The organism is Dactylosporangium sp. NPDC050688 (assembly GCF_040654515.1).
GTDB lineage: Bacteria > Actinomycetota > Actinomycetes > Mycobacteriales > Micromonosporaceae > Dactylosporangium.
The window spans coordinates 1-18,292 of the sequence record NZ_JBFAIC010000062.1 but is presented as its reverse complement, the minus strand read 5'-3'; the positions used below and the strand labels follow the sequence as shown (position 1 = coordinate 18,292).

Below are 18,292 nucleotides of genomic sequence, written 5' to 3'. Positions count from 1 at the left end.
CACCACGCCCAGGATGCCGCACCGCCCGGGACGCCGCCACGCACGCGCCCACGCCCCGGCCGCGGCGGCACGTGAGCGTTGCCACACTCCTGCCCGGCGCACCGGGCGTACCCGTGGTGAACAGTGGAAACTCGGCGGCGCCGGCGTCGGAGGCAGCCGGCCGGAGCAGTGGGACGCAACGTCGCACACCCTCATTCCGTCTTCAGCATGAGTTCGACGGTCGGAAGGGCGTGCGGTGGGCAGGAAGCGCAGGAAGCGCAAAGACCCCCTGTGGGCGAAGTTGCTGCTCGTGGTCGGCGCGCTGCTGCTCGTCACCAGCGGCGGCGGGCTGATCGGCGGCAAGCTGCTGCTCGACCATTACAGCGACAAGATCACCCACGAGGGCGGGCTGGGCCAGGCCGCCGCCGAGGGCAACACCATCGACGGGCCGATCAACCTGCTGCTCGTCGGCATCGACGAGCGGGTGGACAACACCGCGATGGGCGTGCGCGCCGACTCGATCATCATCGCGCACGTGCCGGCCAGTCACGACGCCGTGTACCTGACCTCGATCCCGCGCGACACGAAGGTCCGGATCCCGGTGCACCCGAAGACGCGGTTCGACGGCGGTACCGACAAGATCAACGCCGCGTTCCAGGGCGGCTTCCAGAACGGCGGCGGGCGCGACGGCGGGCTGGAACTGCTCGCCGAGACGGTCAGCGCGCTGGCCGGCGGCCTGAAGTTCAACGGCGCCGCGATCGTCAACTTCGACGGCTTCAAAGGCCTTGTCAACGCGATGGGCGGCGTGCACATGTGCGTCGACGAGCGGGTCACGTCCATCCACACCGGCTGGAACACCAAGACCGGCAAAGAGGGCGTGCCCTACAACTTCGCCAACGACCTGCCCACCACCCTCAAGCCCAACATGCGCCCGCAGATCTACGAGGTCGGCTGCTACGACATGGAGGCATGGGAGGCGCTGGACTACGTGCGGCAGCGCGACAAGCTCGCCAACAACGACGGCGACTACGGCCGGCAGCGCCACCAGCAGCAGTTCATCAAGGCGATGGTGAAGAAGGCGACCAGCGCCGGTGTCATCGCCAACCCGATCAAGGTCACCGAGATGCTCAACAAGATGGGCGACGCGGTCTCCTTCTACAACAACAACATCCTCCTCGCCGACTGGATCTTCACGCTCAAGGGCATCAGCCCGGACCAGATGGTGACCTTGAAGGTCAACAACGGCGACTTCCACTCCGAGACGACCGGCGGCAGGTCGTACGAGATCCTCGATGACACCGCCAAGGAGCTGCTCGCCGCGATCGTCCGCGACGATGTGGGCCCGTTCGTCGCCGCGCACCCGGAGATCGTGAACAACAACGCCGAGCAGGCGGCCGTCGCGCCCGGCGCGACGCCGACGAAGACACCGACGGTGAAGGCTTCCACCCGGTAACCCCCGGCATCTCCGGTTACCCCTGACAATGGGGTGGTGCATGCCGAGACGATGTTGCTGTACGTGCTCGCCGGCGTCGCCGTCATCGTCGCGGTGCGGTGGTTCGCGGGGCGCACGGGGCTGCCCGCCGCGGCGATCCTGCCGGTCATCGGCATCGTCTACGCGCTGCTGCCGGGTCAGAACCTGCCGCTCGAGCCGGAGGTCGTGCTGACCTTCGTGCTGCCCCCGCTGCTGTACAGCGCGGCACTGGACGCCTCGTTGCTGGCGATCCGGCGCAACCTGCGCATCGTGGTGAGCCTGTCGGTGATGCTGGTGTTCATCACCGCGCTCGTCATCGGGTACGGCTTCCACTTCCTGGTCGCGGGCGCCACCCTCGCCGCCGGGATCGCGGTCGGCGCCGCCGTCGCCCCGCCGGACCCGGTCGCGGCGCTCGCCGTCGGGCGCAGGGTCGGCCTGCCGCCCCGCCTCGTCACCATCATCCAGGGCGAGGGGCTGCTCAACGACGCCACCGCGCTCACCATCCTCAGCTTCGCCACCGCCGCGGTGCTCGGCGAGGGCTTCTCCGCGCCAGCCGCGGCCGGCCGGTTCATCGTCGCTGCCGCCGGCGGTGCGGCCACCGGCGCCGCCGTCGCCTACGCCCTGCGGCTGTTGCGCCCGGTCACCCGGGACCCGATGTCCGCCAACGCCGTGTCGCTGGCCACCCCGTTTCTGGCGTACCTGCTCGGCGAGCACCTGCACGTCTCCGGTGTCCTCGCGGTCGTCGTCGCCGGGCTCGTCGTCGGCCACCACGCGCCCCGCGCCGCGTCCGGCGCCAGCCGGCTGCAGACCAGCGCCGTGTGGCGGCTCGTCGACTTCCTGCTCGAGGGCTTCGTGTTCCTGCTGATCGGCCAGCAACTGCCGGAGGTGATACGGGGCCTGCGCCACTACGAGACCTCCACCGTCGTCACCGCGCTGGCCGTGTCCGTCGGGTCGGTCCTGCTCATCCGGCCGCTGTGGCTGCTGCTGACCCAGTCGCTGCCCCGGTCGCTGCACTCCCGCCTCGGCAACGGGCAGCACGCCGAGCGGCTCAGCGGGCGGGAGGTGACCGTCCTGAGCTGGGCCGGGACCCGCGGCGTGATCAGCCTGGCGGCGGTGTTCACCCTGCCCCGCGTCACCCCGGACCGCGACCTGCTGCTGTTCTGCACGTTCGCCGTCGTGCTGGTGACGCTGGTCGGGCAGGGGCTCACGTTCGCGCCGCTGGTGCGCCGCCTCGGCCTGCGCGCCGACGAGATCGACGAGGCCCGCCTGCGCAACGAGGCGCGCTCCGCGTCGGTCCACGCCGCCCTCGACCAGCTCGACGACCTCGATCGGGAGCGGCGCGAGGACCTCGGGCGCCGCGACGCCGACGCCGACGCCGACGCCGCCGAGGCCGAGGCGATCCAGGTCATGCGGGGCCTACTCGCCCAGCGCCTGGCCCGCTACCAGGGCCGCATCGACCTGCTGCAGAGCGCCGAGTCGCCCGAGATGCCGGTGTCGCCACGGTACGAGGCGGCCCTGCGTATCCGCCGCGCGGTGATGGAGGCCCAACGGGAGGAGTTGCTGCGGTGGCGCGACGCCGGCACCCTGCCCGACGAGGGCCTGCGCGTTCTGGAGCGGGAGCTGGACCACGAGGAGCGGCTGCTGCCCGAGCGGCGCAAGTAACCGGGCGGCGGCGGCGGTACCGTCGCAGGATGGAGCGCAGGCGGGTGCTGGTGTCCGGACGGGTCCAGGGCGTCTACTACCGCGACACGTGCCGGCGGGTGGCGGCTGGCGCGGGGGTCGGCGGCTGGGTCCGCAATCTGGCCGACGGCCGGGTGGAGGCGGTGTTCGAGGGTCCGCCGGAGGCGGTCGAGCGGCTCGTCGCCTGGGCGTGGGACGGCCCCGCCGGGGCGGCCGTGAGCACGGTCGAGGTTTACGAGGAGACCCCGGAGGGCCTGGCCGTCTTCGCCGTCCGGTGACCGCCCGGCCCCAGCAGGCCGAGGTGCAGCGCCAGCCGCTCGTCGGGGTCGTCGAGCCTGGCGCCGTAGGCGTCGCGGAGCTTGCGCAGCCGGTACCGGACGGTCTGCGGGTGCGTGTGCAGCGCCTCGGCGGTCGCGATGATCTGGCCCTGGCAGCGCAGCCACGCCAGGAGGGTCTCGGCGAGGACCTCCCGGGACGCCGGGGTGGCCGCCGCGAGGGGCGCGAGGGCGCGGGCGGCGAGCCGGTCCGCGACGCCCGGCTCCCAGGCGGTGAGCAGGGTGACCAGGTGCTCGTCGCAGCCGATGACCCCGTCGGGGAGGGTGCCGGCCTGCTGCAGCTGCAGGGCGCGGCGCGACAGCCGGTGCGAGGTGCGGGCCCGGCGCAGCTCCAGCTCCGGCCCCACCGCCGCGCGCCGCCCGGTGAGCCCGCGGGCGATCGCCGCCGGCACGGCCGCCGCACCCGCCGGCACGGCCGCCGCACCCACCGGCACGGCCGCCGCACCCGCCGGCCCGGCGGGACCGCCCCGGCCGGTCAAGCTGGCCGCCGGGCCCGTCGTGGCGGGACCGCCCGGGCCGGTCAAGCTGGCCGCCGGGCCCGTCGTGGCGGCGGATGCCGGCGGCGCGTCGAGGAGCCGGCCGGGGGAGGGCACGACGATGCTGGTAGCGCCGTCGATGACGGTGGCGATCGCGCCGCCGCCGACGGCCCGCGCGAGGTGCTCGGCGTCGGTGCCCTCGATGCTGACGACCGTCACCGCCGCCGGCAACGGCCAGCGCGCCGCCTCGGCCGCGGCGTGCAGCGCGGTGTCGGCGGGCGGGTCCGGCTGCACCAGCAGCGTGATCAGCCGCCGCCGGACCAGGGCCCAGTCGTGCGCGGCGTCCTGCTGCTCGTCCAGGTACCCCTCGGCGGCCGCGCCGGCGAGCACGTCGACATAGCCGAACAGGGCGTACGCCACGGCGGACAGGTCGGCCCGCTCCAGGGAAGAGGCCGGGTCGCTGACCGCGGACCAGATCGCCCGGGCGCCGACGGTCAGCACCGAGCGCAGCGCGTCGATGTGGTGGCCTTCGCGGTACTCCGTGCGACCCAGCTCGTGGAAGACCGCCCGGGTGCGGGTCAGGTCACCGCCGGCGACGAACGTGTCGAGGAACGCGTCGACGGCGGTCTCGACGCCGAGGGTGAGGCCGCGGCCCTGCCCGCCGGACAGCGACCGGCCCTGGGCGAGCATCGCCGCGCTGACCGTGGCCAGGGTCTGCTCGTGCAGCCGGCCCCGCGACCCGCGCAGGCGGTCACGGACGGAGGGCGTGAGATCGACCGTACACCTCCTGGAATTATCACCGCGGTGACAAAACGATGCCGAGATTCTGCTCCCGGCGCCACGATTCTCGCACGCCGATGCCTAGTCTGATGGCGTGGACGCAGATGTGATCGTGATCGGGGCCGGCCTCGCCGGGCTGGTCGCGGCGGCCGAGGTCGCCGACGCCGGCAAGTGCGTGATCCTGCTGGAGCAGGAGCCGCCGCAGAGCCTCGGCGGGCAGGCATGGTGGTCGTTCGGCGGGCTGTTCCTGGTCGGCTCGCCGGAGCAGCGCCGCATGGGCATCAAGGACTCCGTCGACCTCGCGTGGCAGGACTGGCTGGGCAGCGCCGCGTTCGACCGGGACGAGGACCTGTGGCCGCGCCGCTGGGCCGAGGCATACGTGCAGTTCGCCGCCGGGGAGAAGCGCTCCTGGCTGCGCGCCATGGGCCACCGGCTGTTCCCCGTCGTCGGCTGGGCCGAGCGCGGCGGCGGACCCGCCGACGGGCACGGCAACTCCGTGCCCCGCTTCCACATCACGTGGGGCACCGGCCCGGGCGTCGTCGAGCCGTTCGCCCGCCGGGTCCAGGCCAGCCCGCTGGTCGAGATCCGCTTCCGGCACCGGGTCGACGTGCTGGTGAAGACCGGCGGCACCGTCACCGGCGTCAGCGGGTCGGTCCTGGAGCCCAGCGACGTCCTGCGCGGGCAGGCCAGCCCCCGCACGGTGACCGGCACGTTCGAGCTGACCGCGCAGGCCGTCATCGTCACGTCCGGCGGCATCGGCGGCGACCACGACCTGGTGCGCAAGGCGTGGCCGGCGCGGCTCGGCGCACCGCCGAAGCGCATGGTCGCCGGCGTCCCCGCGCACGTCGACGGCCGGATGCTCGGCATCACCGAGGCCGCCGGCGGGCAGATCATCAACCCCGACCGGATGTGGCACTACACCGAGGGCCTGCAGAACTGGGACCCCGTCTGGCCCAACCACGGCATCCGCATCCTGCCGGGCCCGTCGTCGCTGTGGCTGGACGCCACCGGCAAGCGCCTGCCGGCGCCGTGCTATCCCGGCTTCGACACCCTCGGCACCCTCAAGCACCTGATGGCGACGGGGCACGACTACAGCTGGTTCGTCCTCACCCAGAAGATCATCGAGAAGGAGTTCGCGCTCTCGGGGTCGGAGCAGAACCCGGACCTGACCAACCGCAGCGTCCGGCAGGTGCTGCAGCGGGTCCGCCCCGGCGCGCCCGCCCCCGTCGAGGCGTTCAAGCGCAAGGGTGCCGACTTCGTGGTCGCCCCGACCGTCGAGCAACTCGTCGCCGGCATGAACGACCTCGCCGGCTCCTCGCTGCTGTCCGCGCCGGACGTGCGGGCCGTCATGGAGGCCCGGGACCGGCAGCTGACCAACCCGTTCGCCAAGGACGCGCAGATCACCGCGATCCGCGGGGCACGGGCGTACCGCGGCGACAAACTCATCCGCGTCGCCTCCCCGCACCGGCTGCTCGACCCCAAGGCCGGCCCGCTGATCGCGGTGCGTCTCAACATCCTGACCCGCAAGACCCTCGGCGGCCTGCACACGGACCTGTCCGCGCGGGTCCTGCGGACCGACGGCACCCCGCTGCCCGGCGTCTACGCGGCCGGCGAGGCGGCCGGCTTCGGCGGCGGCGGCATGCACGGCTACAACTCCCTGGAGGGGACGTTCCTCGGCGGCTGCCTGTTCTCCGGCCGGGTCGCGGGCCGCGCCGCGGCGGCGGCCGTCTCATGACCGGGCGCCTGCTTCTGGAACCGGGTGCCCGTTCTGCAATGGGGCGCCTGCTTCTGGAACCGGGGTGCCTGTTCTGTAGCGGGGTGCCTGTTTCTCGGACCGGGTGCCTGTTCCTCTGACCGGGCGTCTGTTTCCGGTCGGGCGTCTGTTTCTTTGATCGGGCGCCGGTTCCTGTGGTCAGGTGTGCCGGAACGCCGGCGCGGTGTCGTCCTTGCGCGGCGCTGCCCCCAGCCGGCTACGTCAGGGGCGGCAGGGCGCGCGCCGGGCCGAGGACCGCGGCGAACAGGTCACCGCGCTCGGCGAGCCGGTCCGGGACGGTCCGGATGGTGAACGCGTCCGGGCGCAGCGCCGGGTCGTCGAGCTCGTCCCAGCCGATCGGGGTCGACACCGGCGCGCCGGGCGCGGCGAGCGGGCTGTACGGCGTGATCACCACCGGCCCGGCCGGCGCCCCGTGGTGCGCGAGGTCGGGCACGACGGCCGCGATCGAGCGCGTCAGCGACCCGACCCACCCGGCCGCGTCACCGGTCGCCGGCACCCAGATCTCGATGCCCCGCGCGCCGGAGACCTTGACACCCGCGGTCACGCCGAGGTGTTCGAAGGCGGTGCGGTACAGCCGGGCCAGCGCCAACTGGTCTTCCCACCCGGTGCCGCCCAGCCCGATCGCCGCCGCGCCGGTAACGGGCACGTGCCACTCCAGGGCGCCGGCGGCCGCGGCCCACACCAGCGCCGCCGGCTCGGTGATCGTCAGCGAGGTGAGCCAGGCCGGGGCGTGCCGCGGCGGCCGGCGCTGCCAGGACCCGGCGGTGCCGGCGCCGCGCGGGAAGCGGCGCAGGTGCAGGGCCCGCCCGGTGACGTGGGGCAGCACGGTCGGCGCCATGCGGGTGGCGTACCGCAGCAGCTCCCGCCTCGTGACCGGCGGCCGCCCCGGGAACAGCACCTTGTCCGGCTCCGCGATGCGCAGGTCGCGACCGAACACGTGCCAGGTGCCGCCGTCGCCGATCCCGTCGAGCGCGCGCAGCTCCTCCCGGCCCGCCTTCAACGGCCGGGCCCCGGTGTGCGGATCCCAGAGCCGGTCGGGGTCGGTGAGCACCTCCTCGCTCGTGCGTCCACTGAGGACGGAGCGCGGATGCTCCTCCGGATCCCAGCCGTCGACCGCGTGCTCGTCGCGCTTGTGCAGCATCAGCCAGTCGTCCTTGCCCGACCCCGGCCGGTGCGTCCGGATCAGCACGAACGTGCCCCGCAGCTTCTCGCCGTGCAGCCGCGCGTGCAGCTCCCCGCCGGCGACCGCCGCCGCCGGATCCGGGTCCTTGTACGGCTCCCACGTCCCGGCGTCCCACACGATGACGTCGCCGCCACCGTACCCTCCGGCGGGGATGACCCCCTCGAAGTCGATGTAGTCCATCGGGTGGTCCTCGACGTGGAACGCGGCCCGCCGCACCTTCGGGTCGAGCGTCGGACCCTTCGGCACCGCCCAGCTGACGAGGACCCCGTCGATCTCAAGCCGGAAGTCGTAGTGCAGCCGGGTCGCGCGGTGCCGCTGCACCACGAAACGCCGCTCACCAGCCACGACCCCCAGTCAAACACACCGCGGCCGGGCTGGCTGCGTGGCGAGCCGCCGCCGCGTGCCGCCTCAAGCCCACGCCGCCGCGTGCGCGTCGCAAGGCCCCGCCGCCGTGTGCCGTCTCAAGGTCCCGTCGGCCGGGCGGTCATCGTGCCGCCGCGGCCGGATCCGGCACAGGAAGGACAACGACGGGGCCATCGCGGGCCGGCAGCCGCGGATCGGCCGGGCTCGGCTGCGGCCCGGCCAGGGCCGGGGGTGGCTGCGTCGCGCCCGGTTGCGGCTCGGCGACGGCGGGGGATGGCTGTGTCGCGCCCGGCTGCGGGTCGGTGGGCGGGACCGGTGGGACAGCAGGGTCCGTGGACGGTGCTTCGGGCCGGATCACCCAGCGGGCGACCGCCGCACCGGCCACCGCGGCCAGCACCACCGCGCCCGGCAGCAGAGCCAGGCCGTCAGCGGCCCAACTGCTGCCGGCCACCACGAACAGCACGTTCGCCACGAAGATTGACAGCATCAGCGAACCCGCCACGACCGGCACGCTCAGCGCCGGCGACGCCAGCACCACGGTGGTCCAGACGGCGGTGCGGGCCCGGCCCCGGCGCGGGCCACGCAGGATCGCGGCCGCCAGCACCATCATCGGGGCGGCGAGCAGCACCCCGGCCTCGGTCCAGTGGTTGGGCACGCCGGCGCCCGTGGCGGCGCCGGCGGCGCCGAGCAGCAGGGCCGGGGCGATGGTGGCGGACGCCAGCCAGGTCCGCGACAGGGGGGTCTGGCGGGCCGCGGCGGCGGCGTGCACCGCCACGACCGCGAACGCCGCTGCCAGGACCGCGGTCGTCGCGGCGAGCCCGGCCGGCAGGAACGGATGGTTGACCGTGGGGGTGCCCTGGCCGAACAGGATCGGCCCGCAGCAGGCGGCGGTGAGCGCCGTCCAGCCGAGGCGGCGCCGGGCCACCAGCGGGTCGACCTTGTGGCGGCGGCCCGCGACCCGCCAGGACAGCACCGCCGCGACCGCGGCCGCGGTGAGGGCGGTGCGCAACCCGCCCGGTCCGGTGACGCCGGCGCGGGCGAGGACGCCGTCGGCGACGAGGAGCAGCACGGTCTGCGCGGCCGCGGCGGGTGCCACGGCCCGCCGGTCGGCGGCGGCGAGCAGCAGGCCGAGCGCGGCCAGGGCGATGCCGGCCCAGCGCAGCTCGGCGACCCACATGTACAGCTCGCCGTCGCCGCCGGGCATCGGCGCCGTCTGGCCGACCAGCGGCATCGCCGGGGTGAGGACCGCGAGGGTGTACGCCCACGCGAGCAGCCCACCCGCCAGACCCACCGCGCCGGCGACGGTGGCCGGTGCCGGCAGCCGCAGTGGCGCCGGGGTGCCCGCGGGCGCCGCGACCGGCCGAGGTGCCCGGGGGTGTGCGGCGCCCAGGCCGTACCCGATGGCGATGCTGGTCAGGAGCAGGAGGTGGGACGGGAATGCGTTGGTCGCGTTGAGCAGCGCGATGCCGTCCGGCGTCTGCGTCCACGACGGGCCGGTCCACGCCGTGCCGGACACGAGCATCGGCGCCCAGCCCAGCGCCGCCCCAGCGCCCGCCCCGGACACGAGCATCCACGGCAGCGCGGCGGCCGCGACGGCCAGCTCCACGACCAGCGGCACACCCACGACGGCGACCGCCGCCGCCAGCAACCAGCGGACGGCCGGACCCGCCGGCGGCGAGCGGCGGGCGCGCCGCGCACCCCGGCCCTCCGCGCCCCGGCCCCCCGAACCTGGGCCCTCAGCGACCCGGACCACGGCGACGGCGAGGGCTGCGGCGAGCACCGCCCAGGCGACCGCGCCGGCGCACAGGCTCACGGCGAGGGCGCCACCGTCGGGGACGCCAGCACTCTGCGCCCCGACCACCAGCAGCGCGAACGCGACGGCCAGGGCGGCGGGCGCGGCGGCGGCCGGGCCGGCTGCGCCGAGGCGCCGCAGCCCCGCCAGCCCCACCTGCATGCGCCGGCCGAGCCACCAGGCGGCGGCGGTGAGGACCAGCAGCGGCGGCACCGACGTGCCGACGGTGACGGCGGTGCCGGCCGGCCAGGTGATCTCCACGCCGGCCAGGCCCAGCAGCCACTCGGACAGGGTGCGCAGGACACCGCCGGCCGGCCCGGCCGCCAGCACGCCGAACAGCACCAGCACCCCGATCGGCCGCAGCGCGCGGCTCACCTCGGGCAGGCCCTCCCGCCAGCCGCGCGGCACGCCGTCCTCGTCCTCGACCGGCGACGCGGCGGCCAGGCTGAACGCGAACCGCAGCTGCCCGAGCGCCCGCCGGCCGGCGCTGCCCGGCTCGGCGCGCAGGGCGTGCAGCTCGGCGGCCCACTCCCGGGCCTGCTCCTCGCGCACCTCGGCGGGCCAGCGCCGCGCGGCCAGCCGCAGCAGCGCCTCGGCGAGCCGGTCCGCGGCCGTCACGCCTGCCCCGCCACAGTCCGCGGCGCAACGGGAGCGCCAGGCAATCCAGGTGAACCGGGTGCTCCCGGAAGGATGTAGGTGCCCGGTTCGAGGCGCTCCCGCAGCTCCGCGACCGCGGTCCGCGCGGTCACCACGCCGTCCGGGGTCAGCCGGTAGTACCGCCGGGCCGGGCGCCCGGCGGAGACCGGGTCCACGTCCTCCCAGTGCGCCTCCACCCAGCCGGCCCGTTGCAGGCGCAGCAGGATCGGGTACAGCGTGCCGCTCGGGTGCCCTGTGACCCGCATGAGGTCCAGGCCGTACCGATCCGCGGCCGGGTCGGCGAGGAAGGCTGCCACCACCTTCGCCACGGCTACCGTCATCCGCACCGATGTCACCATGGCCGGCACTCTACATAGGTCTGAGCCGTTTCTCTACATAGGGGTACCTCAGAATCGTAGGTCTGCCAGGTACCGGTAGCCGTTGCGGGCCGTGGTCAGCGCGTCGGCCGGGGTGCGTGGCGGGGTGCCGGCGTCGTCGCGTTCGACGATGTACTCCACGAGGCCGGCCTCCCGCGCGTGCTGGAAGATCCGGCCGAAGTCGATCAGTCCGGAGCCGGGGTCGCTGAACGACGCCGCAGTGTCCATGTCCTTCACGTGGACCTGGCGGATGCGGCCCCGGTGGCGCTGGATGAGGTCGACCGGGTCGGCGGTGCCCCGCCAGGCCCAGAACAGATCGACCTCCAGGTGCACGAGGTCGGGGTCGGTCTCGGCGGTGAGAATGTCGTACCCGGTGCGGGAGCCGCCGTCCTGCCGGACGAACTCCAGCTGGTGGTTGTGGTAGCCGAAGTCCAGGCCGGCCCGCTTGGCCAGGGCGCCGGCGCGGTTGAGGTCCCGGGCGAGGGCGTGATACTTGGCGCCGTCGCGGATCGGCTGGCCGGTGGCGGGGTCGATGCCGAAGAACGGGTGGACGATGAAGCGGTTGCCGACGATGTTGGCGTCGTCGAGGGCCCGCTGCCACGCCGTGGCGTCCCATGGCTGCGGGACCGCGACGTGGCCGGAGGTGGCCTTGAGGCCGGCGGCGTCCAGCGCGGCGCGGAACTGGGCGGCGGTGCGGCCGACGAACCCGGCATGCTCGACCCGGGTGTACCCGATGGCGCGCAGCTCGGCGAGGCTGGCGGCGAGGTCGGCGCCGAGCTGGTCGCGCAGCGTGTAGAGCTGGACGCTGATCCGGTCGAGCGGCACCCGCGAAGGCCGGCGCCCGCCGGCGGCAGCGTCGGCGGCATTGCCGGCAGCGGGGGCGGCCGCGGCCGGGGTGGCCAGGAGTGGGGCGGCGAGCAGCGGGGTAGCGGCAGCGAGCAGGTTGCGCCGGCTGACGGGGGAGCTGGGCATGCGGTGCACTTCCCTCCGGTGCGTCAGGGACTTCATATATTTGAATCTTTCTATATTTGAATCCGGCGTTTGTCACGGGGCAGGCAGCAAAAAGGGCACCCCGGCAGGGTGCCCTTCTCTGATCCGGAGGTCAGGCCGGCGTGGTCTCGCCGCGCAGGTCGCGCTGGCGCGGCAGGTCCGCGTCGTCGCCGCGCAGCCAGCCGACCGCCGTCGCGCGGTCGGGCAGCACCACGAACAGGTGCAGCAGGCACAGGGTGTGCATCATCCGCCGCATGAACGGCGCCAGCCCGACCAGGCAGGTGTGCCCGCCGGCCTGCGCGGCGCGGTGGCGGGCGGCGACGAGCAGCCCCAGCACCGAGGAGTCGAGGGTGGTGACCCGGCTCATGTCGAGGATCAGGTGGCCGGGGCGGTATCCGGCGGGCGACAGCGCGGCGCGCAGCGCCGGTCCGACCTCGATGTCCAGGTCGCCGCTGAGTGCCACCACCAGCGCCTCGTCGGCGACGGCCCCGCTGACCCGCGGGTCGGTCGGCACCGCCGGGGCGGGCTCGGCGGCGACGTCGGAGGCCGCCGGCGTCGACGGGGCATCCCCGGCGAGCCAGCCGACCGGGTCGGCGTCCGCCGATGCCAGCGGCACCCGGGAGCAGCGCCCGCAGCTGTGCGGGCCGGTGGCGAGCCGGGCGCCGGTCCAGCCGTGCCGGCGGAACAGGCTCCAGACGAGGTCCCAGTTGTGCATGGTCGCGCCGAGCCCGGCCACGCTCTGGCCGCAGGCGTCGCAGATCAAGGTGAAGTCGGTGCCGTCAGGTGTCGTCGCCGCGGTCACGGTCGCCGCTCCTCTCACTGAGCTGAGTCCGATCAGTTCACTGGGTCTTCGTCATCATGTCCTGTCCGTCGACCTCCGGGACCATTCGTAACACGTGATTTACATGCGCGATTTGCAACGTTCGTCTGACACGGGGGGACGGCGCCCGCAATGTGAGTCTTCCTCCGGATGTCCAGACCTGCCGATGGATGTCCAGGAGCATGCCGATGGCAGTGGCGTCGATGAACGGGCAGTCGGACAGATCGACGATCAACTGCTCGGGATGCAGGGTCAGCGCGTCCTCCAGCAGGGCCCGCACCCGCGGCTCCGACCGGGCGTCCAGCTCCTCGGTGACCATGATCTCGACGAGCGGCGTTCCAGGGGCGTCGATGCCGGTGTGCATGGACTGAGCCTCCGCCGCGCATGTGGCGGGTGTTCCGCGGAACTATGACAGTTGTATGACAACGCACCCGGCCTGGCATGATGCAGTGGTGGCAGGTGTACTGGTCATCGAAGACGACGATCGGATCCGGCTGTCGTTGATGCTCGCGCTGGAGGACGAGGGCTACACGGTGCGCGGCGTGTCCAGTGCCGAGGACGGCCTGCTCGCGCAGCGGGCGGAGCCCGCCGACACGGTGCTGGTCGATCTGATGCTGCCCGGCGTCGACGGCTTCGAGTGCATCCGCCAGCTGCGCCGCGACGACGACGTGCCGATCGTCGTGGTCAGCGCCCGCGACGACACCCACGACATCGTCGCGGCCCTGGAGGCCGGCGCCGACGACTACCTGGTGAAGCCGGTCGCGGTGAAGGAGCTGTCGGCTCGCCTGCGCGCGCTGCGCCGGCGCGGCCGTGCCGTGCTGACGGCCGTGTCGACGCTCGTCTTCGGCGACCTGGAGATCCTGCCCGAGGCCGGCGAGGTGCGGCTCGCGGGCACGCCGGTGGCGCTGACCCGCACCGAGTTCCGGCTGCTGTGCGAGCTGGCCGAGCACCCCGGGCTGGTGCTGACCCGCCAGCAGCTGCTGCAGCGGGTGTGGGACTACGACGTCGGCGACGAGCGGCTGGTCGACGTCCACGTCGGCCGGTTGCGGCAGAAGATCGAGGACGACTCGCGGACGCCCCGGCGCCTGGTGACGGTCCGCGGCATGGGCTACAAGCTGCAGCGATGAGGAAGGCGGGGCTGCGCACACGGGTCATCGCGGGATTCGCCGCGGGTGCCCTGGCGCTGTCCGCGTCGATGGCGTTCGTGTCGTACGAGCTGACCCGCGGCTCACTGCTCGCCGGCCGGGAGCGGGCCACGATCCGGGCCACGGCGTACGACGCGCGGATCATCACCGCGAGCCTCAACGGCGAGCGCCCCGACGTCGTGGCCGTGCTCAAGTCGCTGGACACCGGCGGCAACCGGCGCACACTGCTGCGCCGCGACGGCAGCTGGTACACACGCAACGCCGACCCCGCCGCGGCCGACGCGGTGCCGCCCGCGCTGCAGCAGCTCGTCGAGCAGGGCGGCCAGGGCGCGCAGTGGGTGCGGGTCGACGGCGTGCCGGCGCTGGTCATCGGGGTGTCGCTGTCGCCGACGACGGCCCTGTACGAGATCGACTACCTGCGCGAGCTCGACCAGACCCTGCGGACCCTCGCCTGGGTGCTGGGCCTCGTCGCGGCCGCGGTCGCGGCGGCCGGCGCGGGCCTCGGCTGGTACGCGACTCGGTACGTGCTGCGCCCGCTGCGCTCGGTCGCCGACGCCGCGCAGGGCATCACCGACGGCGACCTCAGCGCCCGCCTCGACCCGGCGACCGACCCCGACCTGACGCGGCTGACCACGTCGTTCAACGGGATGGTCGACCAGCTCGCCCGCCGGCACGAGCGGGACCGCCGCTTCGCCGCCGACGTCAGCCACGAGCTGCGCTCCCCACTGCAGACCCTGGCCGCGTCCGCCAGCGTCCTGCACCGGCGCCGCGCCCACCTCGACGAGCGGACCGCGCTCGCGGCCGGCCTGGTGGTCGAGGAGATCGGCCGGTTCCAGCAGCTCGTGGACGACCTGCTCGAGCTGGCCCGCAGCGACCAGCCGGCCCGCCGGGCGCCCGCCGACCCGCACGAGCTGGCCCGCCGGGTCGTGGAGGGGCAGGGGCTCGACCCCGACCTGGTCGAGCCGGCCGGTGACGACGCGTCGCGGTGGCTGGTCGACCGGCGGCGCCTCGAGCAGATCCTGGCGAACCTGCTGGACAACGCGGTACGCCACGGCGGCGGGCCGGTCGCGGTCCGGCTCACCTGCGTGGGCGGGACCGGCCGGGTCGAGGTCGACGACGAGGGCCCGGGGGTCCTCCCCGGCGACCGGCTCGTCATCTTCGACCGGTTCGTGCGGGGCCGGTCGGCGGGCGCCCGCGGCGGCGGCGACGGCACCGGCCTCGGGTTGTCCCTGGTCGCACAGCACGCGGCGGCGCACGGCGGCCGGGTCATGGTGCTGGACCGTCCCGGCGGCGGGGCCCGCTTCCGGGTCGAGCTGCCCGGGGCCGTGCCGTGAGGCGCGCCGCCGCTGTCGTGCTCGCCGCGGTGGTCGGTCTGACCGGCTGTGGGGTGCCCGACGAGGACCGCCCGCGGCCGCTCGATCCGTCGCTGGCCATCGGCAGCCCGCCCGCGCAGGCCGCCACCGGCAGCTCCACCGGGTCGGTCGTCGAGCGGCTGTACCTGGTGCGCGACCAGCAGCTCGTGGCGGTGGAGCGGCGGGTCGGCGCGACCGCGGACGTGGCGGCGCTGCTCGCCGACCTGGTCGCCGGCCCCAACGACGCCGAGCGCAACGAGGGGCTGTCCAGCGCGCTGACGGGCACCGATCTCATCGCGGGTGTGCGGCTCGTCGACGGGACGGCGGAGGTGTCGTTCCGGCCGCAGTCGGGTGGGCGTACCGACGACATCCTGGCGATCGGGCAGATCGTGTGCACCCTGGACGCCCGCACCGACGTGGACACCGTGCGCTTCCTGCTCGACGGTCAGGTGCTCAAGGTGCCCCGCGCCGACGGGTCGCTCACGGAGCTGCCGCTGACGGTCGCGGACTACCGGACACTGATCACCGAGCGGTGAGCGGGGCCCGCTTCACTCGCCGGTCAGGCGGTCGATCACCAGGTAGTAGCGGTCGATACCGTTGATCAGCTTGGCCAGCTGGGCGAAGTCGACGGGCTTGCGGAAGAAGTGCTCGGTGGGCACGCCGAAGTCCCGCAGCATCTGCTCCTCGAGCGGCGAGCTGGTCAGCACCACGACGGTGAGGTCGGCGAGGCGGGGGTCGCCGAGGATCCGGTCGAGCACGACCCGGCCGTCGACGCCGGGCAGGTTGAGGTCGAGCAGGACGATGTCGGGCGTCGGCGCGTGCGCGTGCTCGCCGCGGCGCTCGAGGTAGTCGATCGCGGCCAGGCCGTCGCCGATCACCGTCACGTCGTTGCGCAGCCGGTGCTCGCGGAACTCGTCGAGGGTGAACGCGACGTCACCGCTGTCGTCCTCGATGAGGAGGATGCGAGCGAGTTCGGGCGGCCCGTCCCCGGTCATTGGCCTGCCTCCAGAATGTTGCATTACTGCAATCTTCTCGGCACACGATAGTGCACCCCGCCGCCGGTATCCACCGTGCAACGATGTCCCGATGACCACCCCCGGGGGAGACGAGGCGCTCGTGCGGGCGCTGCTGGCGGTCAGCCGGAGCATGGTGGCGCTCGTGGTGCGCAACCTGGCGGCGATCGAGGCCGACGTGACGCTGCCGCAGTACCGGGCGCTGGTGCTGCTCGCCACGGCCGGGCCGCAGCGCAGCGCCGGGCTGGCCAAGGAGCTCGACGTGGCGCCGTCGACGCTGACCCGCATGTGCGACCGGCTCGAGCGCAAGCACCTGGTGCGCCGCTTCCACCGCGACCACGACCGCCGCTCCACCTGGCTGGCGCTCACCCCCGCGGGCCGCGATCTGGTCGGCGTGGTGATGCGCGAGCGGCAGCGGGAGCTGTCGGCGATTGTGCGGCAGGCCCAGGTCGAGGCCTCGCAGGAGTGCCTGGACCTGCTCGACCGCATCGTCGAGGCGTCCGGCGAACTGCCCGACACGGTCTGGTGGGAGCGCTGGGAAGTCTCGGCGGACCCGGTCGACGGCGTGATGCTGCCCTGATGCGCGATCCTGTGCTGCCCCTGGTCACCCTGTACACGCCGCGCCTCCTGCTGCGCCCGTTCGCCCCCGCCGACGCCGTAGACGTCCACGCGGTCTGGCAGGACGCGCGCTTCATCGACACGGCCCCGCTCGGGTACGCGTACGCCGGCGCCGACTTCGACACCGCCCTCGCCTGGTGCAGCAGCGGCATCGAGGAGCGCCGCCGCACCGGCAAGGGCATCGGGTTCGCCGTCGTGCCCCGCGACGGCGGCCGCCTGGTCGGGCACGTGTCGCTGTTCGGCGCGGACTGGACCGCGATGACGGCCGAGATGCACTACTGGACGGCCCCGTGGGCCCGCGGCCGCGGCGTCGCGGCGGAAGCGGCCGCGGCGGTGGCCCGGTGGGCGCTGACGGAGCAGGGCTTCGCCCGCATCGCGCTGCAGGCGGCGCCGGGCAACACCGCGTCCCGGCACGTGGCGCAGCGGGCCGGCTTCCAGGCCGAGGGCGTGCTGCGCAACGTCGCGGTCTCCCGCTCCGGCCGCCACGACCTCGTCATGTACAGCATGATCCCGTCCGACCTGGAGCAGCCTCCGGCAGGCCCGTGACCGTGTGCTCTCTCCCGCCCGGACATCCATTGACTTCCATACATTCATACAGTTCCATGCGTCTATGAAAAAATTGATGCGTCTGCTCGCGGCGGCGCTGCTCACGGTCGGGGCATCAGCGGGGGCGGTCCTCGTGACCGCCGCACCCGCACACGCCGACGCCTGCTACACCTGGAGCGGCGTCCTGGCGCAGGGATCGTCGGGAGAGGCGGTCCGGCAGCTGCAGATCCGCGTGTCCGGCTACCCCGGCTCGGGCGCCGTCCTCGGCATCGACGGCCAGTACGGCCCCGCCACGAAGTCGGCGGTGGCCCGGTTCCAGGCGGCGTACGGCCTCGCCGCCGACGGTGTCGCCGGGGCCGCCACGTTCGCCAAGCTCTACGCCCTGCAGGATGACGACTGCACCCCGGTCAACTTCAGCTACGCCGAGCTCAACAACTGCAACAGCACCTGGGCCGGCGGCAACGTCTCCGCCGCCACGGCCAAGGCCAACGCCCTCGTCACCATGTGGAAGCTGCAGGCCCTGCGGCACGCCCTCGGCGACCAGTCCATCCGGGTCACCAGCGGCTTCCGCAGCGTCTCGTGCAACAACGCGGTGGGCGGCGCCTCGTCCAGCCGCCACCTGTACGGCGACGCCGCCGACCTCGGCGCCGGCCCCCACTCCCTGTGCACCCTCGCCCAGGCCGCCCGCAACCACGGGTTCGCCGGCATCCTGGGCCCCGGCTACCCCGACCACAACGACCACACGCACGTCGACGGCCGCCCGAGCCGCTTCTGGTCCGCCCCCAACTGTGGCGTCGCCAGCCTCACCGGCGGCCTCGACCCCCTGGGCGACTAGGGCTGCCGCCGGCGCTGCCTGCGCCGGGCGAGCGGCAGCCTCACGCGTGCCGGCATCCGGTGGTCGCCGGCCCGCCAGCCGGACCACCGTGGTGATCCAAGTCGCGTCCTGGCCGTCCGGACGGCCA

18 protein-coding genes are annotated in these 18,292 nt (G+C 74.2%); 10 read left to right on the top strand and 8 right to left on the bottom strand.

What is annotated here, in order from left to right:
- The first annotated feature begins 235 nt into the window (after positions 1-235).
- The 3 genes from AB0H83_RS39920 to AB0H83_RS39910 are packed head-to-tail and all read left to right on the top strand — an operon-like array spanning position 236 to position 3,408.
- Positions 236-1,432, top strand: a complete 1,197-nt coding sequence (locus AB0H83_RS39920) for an LCP family protein (protein ID WP_360104907.1) — start codon at positions 236-238, stop codon at positions 1,430-1,432.
- Positions 1,433-1,468: 36 nt separating this feature from the next.
- Positions 1,469-3,112 carry a sodium:proton antiporter gene (locus tag AB0H83_RS39915; protein WP_360104904.1) on the top strand — a complete coding sequence of 548 codons (1,644 nt, stop codon included), beginning with the start codon at positions 1,469-1,471 and terminating at the stop codon, positions 3,110-3,112.
- Between the two features lie 29 nt (positions 3,113-3,141).
- On the top strand, positions 3,142-3,408 hold the full coding sequence (locus AB0H83_RS39910) for an acylphosphatase (protein ID WP_360104901.1): 267 nt from the start codon (positions 3,142-3,144) through the stop codon (positions 3,406-3,408).
- On the opposite strand, the gene AB0H83_RS39905 is transcribed toward AB0H83_RS39910, so the two are convergent.
- A complete protein-coding gene (locus AB0H83_RS39905; RefSeq protein ID WP_360104898.1) occupies positions 3,363-4,631 on the bottom strand; it encodes a helix-turn-helix domain-containing protein in 1,269 nt (422 codons plus the stop codon). The genes AB0H83_RS39910 and AB0H83_RS39905 overlap by 46 nt on opposite strands.
- Before the next feature lie 184 nt (positions 4,632-4,815).
- On the opposite strand from AB0H83_RS39905, the gene AB0H83_RS39900 reads away from it, so the two are divergent.
- The gene (locus tag AB0H83_RS39900; RefSeq protein ID WP_360104895.1) at positions 4,816-6,456 is read left to right on the top strand and encodes an FAD-binding dehydrogenase; all 1,641 of its coding nucleotides are present in this window, start codon (positions 4,816-4,818) and stop codon (positions 6,454-6,456) included.
- A 235-nt stretch (positions 6,457-6,691) separates the two neighbouring features.
- On the opposite strand, the gene AB0H83_RS39895 is transcribed toward AB0H83_RS39900, so the two are convergent.
- From AB0H83_RS39895 to AB0H83_RS39870, 6 genes are all read right to left on the bottom strand, one after another.
- On the bottom strand, positions 6,692-8,023 hold the full coding sequence (locus AB0H83_RS39895; RefSeq protein ID WP_360104892.1) for a DNA polymerase ligase N-terminal domain-containing protein: 1,332 nt from the start codon (positions 8,021-8,023) through the stop codon (positions 6,692-6,694).
- A gap of 139 nt (positions 8,024-8,162) precedes the next feature.
- The gene (locus AB0H83_RS39890) at positions 8,163-10,451 is read right to left on the bottom strand and encodes a hypothetical protein (protein WP_360104889.1); all 2,289 of its coding nucleotides are present in this window, start codon (positions 10,449-10,451) and stop codon (positions 8,163-8,165) included.
- Positions 10,448-10,828 (bottom strand): PadR family transcriptional regulator, encoded by a 381-nt coding sequence (locus AB0H83_RS39885; RefSeq protein ID WP_360104886.1) that lies wholly within the window; start codon positions 10,826-10,828, stop codon positions 10,448-10,450. Before AB0H83_RS39885 ends, AB0H83_RS39890 begins: the two co-directional genes overlap by 4 nt.
- 48 nt (positions 10,829-10,876) lie before the next feature.
- Positions 10,877-11,818, bottom strand: coding sequence for a sugar phosphate isomerase/epimerase (locus AB0H83_RS39880; protein WP_360104883.1), 942 nt, complete (start codon positions 11,816-11,818; stop codon positions 10,877-10,879).
- 130 nt (positions 11,819-11,948) lie between these two features.
- Positions 11,949-12,638: an STAS domain-containing protein gene (locus AB0H83_RS39875; protein ID WP_360104880.1), complete on the bottom strand. Its 690-nt coding sequence runs from the start codon at positions 12,636-12,638 to the stop codon at positions 11,949-11,951.
- A 37-nt stretch (positions 12,639-12,675) separates the two neighbouring features.
- On the bottom strand, positions 12,676-13,020 hold the full coding sequence (locus AB0H83_RS39870; protein ID WP_360104877.1) for an STAS domain-containing protein: 345 nt from the start codon (positions 13,018-13,020) through the stop codon (positions 12,676-12,678).
- A gap of 88 nt (positions 13,021-13,108) precedes the next feature.
- Here AB0H83_RS39870 and AB0H83_RS39865 point away from each other — a divergent pair, with 88 nt between their 5' ends.
- From AB0H83_RS39865 to AB0H83_RS39855, 3 genes are read left to right on the top strand one after another with little or no spacing between them, the layout of a single operon-like run.
- Positions 13,109-13,783, top strand: coding sequence for a response regulator transcription factor (locus AB0H83_RS39865; RefSeq protein WP_360104874.1), 675 nt, complete (start codon positions 13,109-13,111; stop codon positions 13,781-13,783).
- Entirely contained in the window at positions 13,780-15,135 is a 1,356-nt protein-coding gene (locus AB0H83_RS39860; RefSeq protein ID WP_360104871.1) for a HAMP domain-containing sensor histidine kinase, read from the top strand. Before AB0H83_RS39865 ends, AB0H83_RS39860 begins: the two co-directional genes overlap by 4 nt.
- Positions 15,132-15,689, top strand: coding sequence for a GerMN domain-containing protein (locus tag AB0H83_RS39855; RefSeq protein WP_360104868.1), 558 nt, complete (start codon positions 15,132-15,134; stop codon positions 15,687-15,689). The genes AB0H83_RS39860 and AB0H83_RS39855 overlap by 4 nt, the downstream gene beginning before the upstream one ends.
- A 12-nt stretch (positions 15,690-15,701) precedes the next feature.
- On the opposite strand, the gene AB0H83_RS39850 is transcribed toward AB0H83_RS39855, so the two are convergent.
- A complete protein-coding gene (locus tag AB0H83_RS39850) occupies positions 15,702-16,148 on the bottom strand; it encodes a response regulator (RefSeq protein WP_360104865.1) in 447 nt (148 codons plus the stop codon).
- A gap of 91 nt (positions 16,149-16,239) precedes the next feature.
- Between AB0H83_RS39850 and AB0H83_RS39845 the strand changes: the two genes are divergently transcribed.
- The 3 genes from AB0H83_RS39845 to AB0H83_RS39835 all read left to right on the top strand — a co-directional run bounded on the left by AB0H83_RS39845 (position 16,240) and on the right by AB0H83_RS39835 (position 18,165).
- On the top strand, positions 16,240-16,746 hold the full coding sequence (locus AB0H83_RS39845) for a MarR family transcriptional regulator (RefSeq protein ID WP_360104862.1): 507 nt from the start codon (positions 16,240-16,242) through the stop codon (positions 16,744-16,746).
- Positions 16,746-17,330: a GNAT family protein gene (locus AB0H83_RS39840; protein WP_360104859.1), complete on the top strand. Its 585-nt coding sequence runs from the start codon at positions 16,746-16,748 to the stop codon at positions 17,328-17,330. The genes AB0H83_RS39845 and AB0H83_RS39840 overlap by 1 nt, the downstream gene beginning before the upstream one ends.
- A gap of 76 nt (positions 17,331-17,406) precedes the next feature.
- A complete protein-coding gene (locus tag AB0H83_RS39835; protein ID WP_360104856.1) occupies positions 17,407-18,165 on the top strand; it encodes a D-Ala-D-Ala carboxypeptidase family metallohydrolase in 759 nt (252 codons plus the stop codon).
- Positions 18,166-18,292: the final 127 nt, after the last annotated feature.

Coding starts and splice junctions, on each gene's coding strand:
- AB0H83_RS39860 (WP_360104871.1), top strand. CDS start 13,780: ATGAGGAAGGCGGGGCTGCGCACACGGGTCATCGCGGGATTCGCCGCG.
- AB0H83_RS39840 (WP_360104859.1), top strand. CDS start 16,746: ATGCGCGATCCTGTGCTGCCCCTGGTCACCCTGTACACGCCGCGCCTC.
- AB0H83_RS39835 (WP_360104856.1), top strand. CDS start 17,407: ATGCGTCTGCTCGCGGCGGCGCTGCTCACGGTCGGGGCATCAGCGGGG.
- AB0H83_RS39885 (WP_360104886.1), bottom strand. CDS start 10,828: ATGGTGACATCGGTGCGGATGACGGTAGCCGTGGCGAAGGTGGTGGCA.
- AB0H83_RS39910 (WP_360104901.1), top strand. CDS start 3,142: ATGGAGCGCAGGCGGGTGCTGGTGTCCGGACGGGTCCAGGGCGTCTAC.
- AB0H83_RS39870 (WP_360104877.1), bottom strand. CDS start 13,020: ATGCACACCGGCATCGACGCCCCTGGAACGCCGCTCGTCGAGATCATG.
- AB0H83_RS39880 (WP_360104883.1), bottom strand. CDS start 11,818: ATGCCCAGCTCCCCCGTCAGCCGGCGCAACCTGCTCGCTGCCGCTACC.
- AB0H83_RS39850 (WP_360104865.1), bottom strand. CDS start 16,148: ATGACCGGGGACGGGCCGCCCGAACTCGCTCGCATCCTCCTCATCGAG.
- AB0H83_RS39905 (WP_360104898.1), bottom strand. CDS start 4,631: ATGCTCGCCCAGGGCCGGTCGCTGTCCGGCGGGCAGGGCCGCGGCCTC.
- AB0H83_RS39845 (WP_360104862.1), top strand. CDS start 16,240: ATGACCACCCCCGGGGGAGACGAGGCGCTCGTGCGGGCGCTGCTGGCG.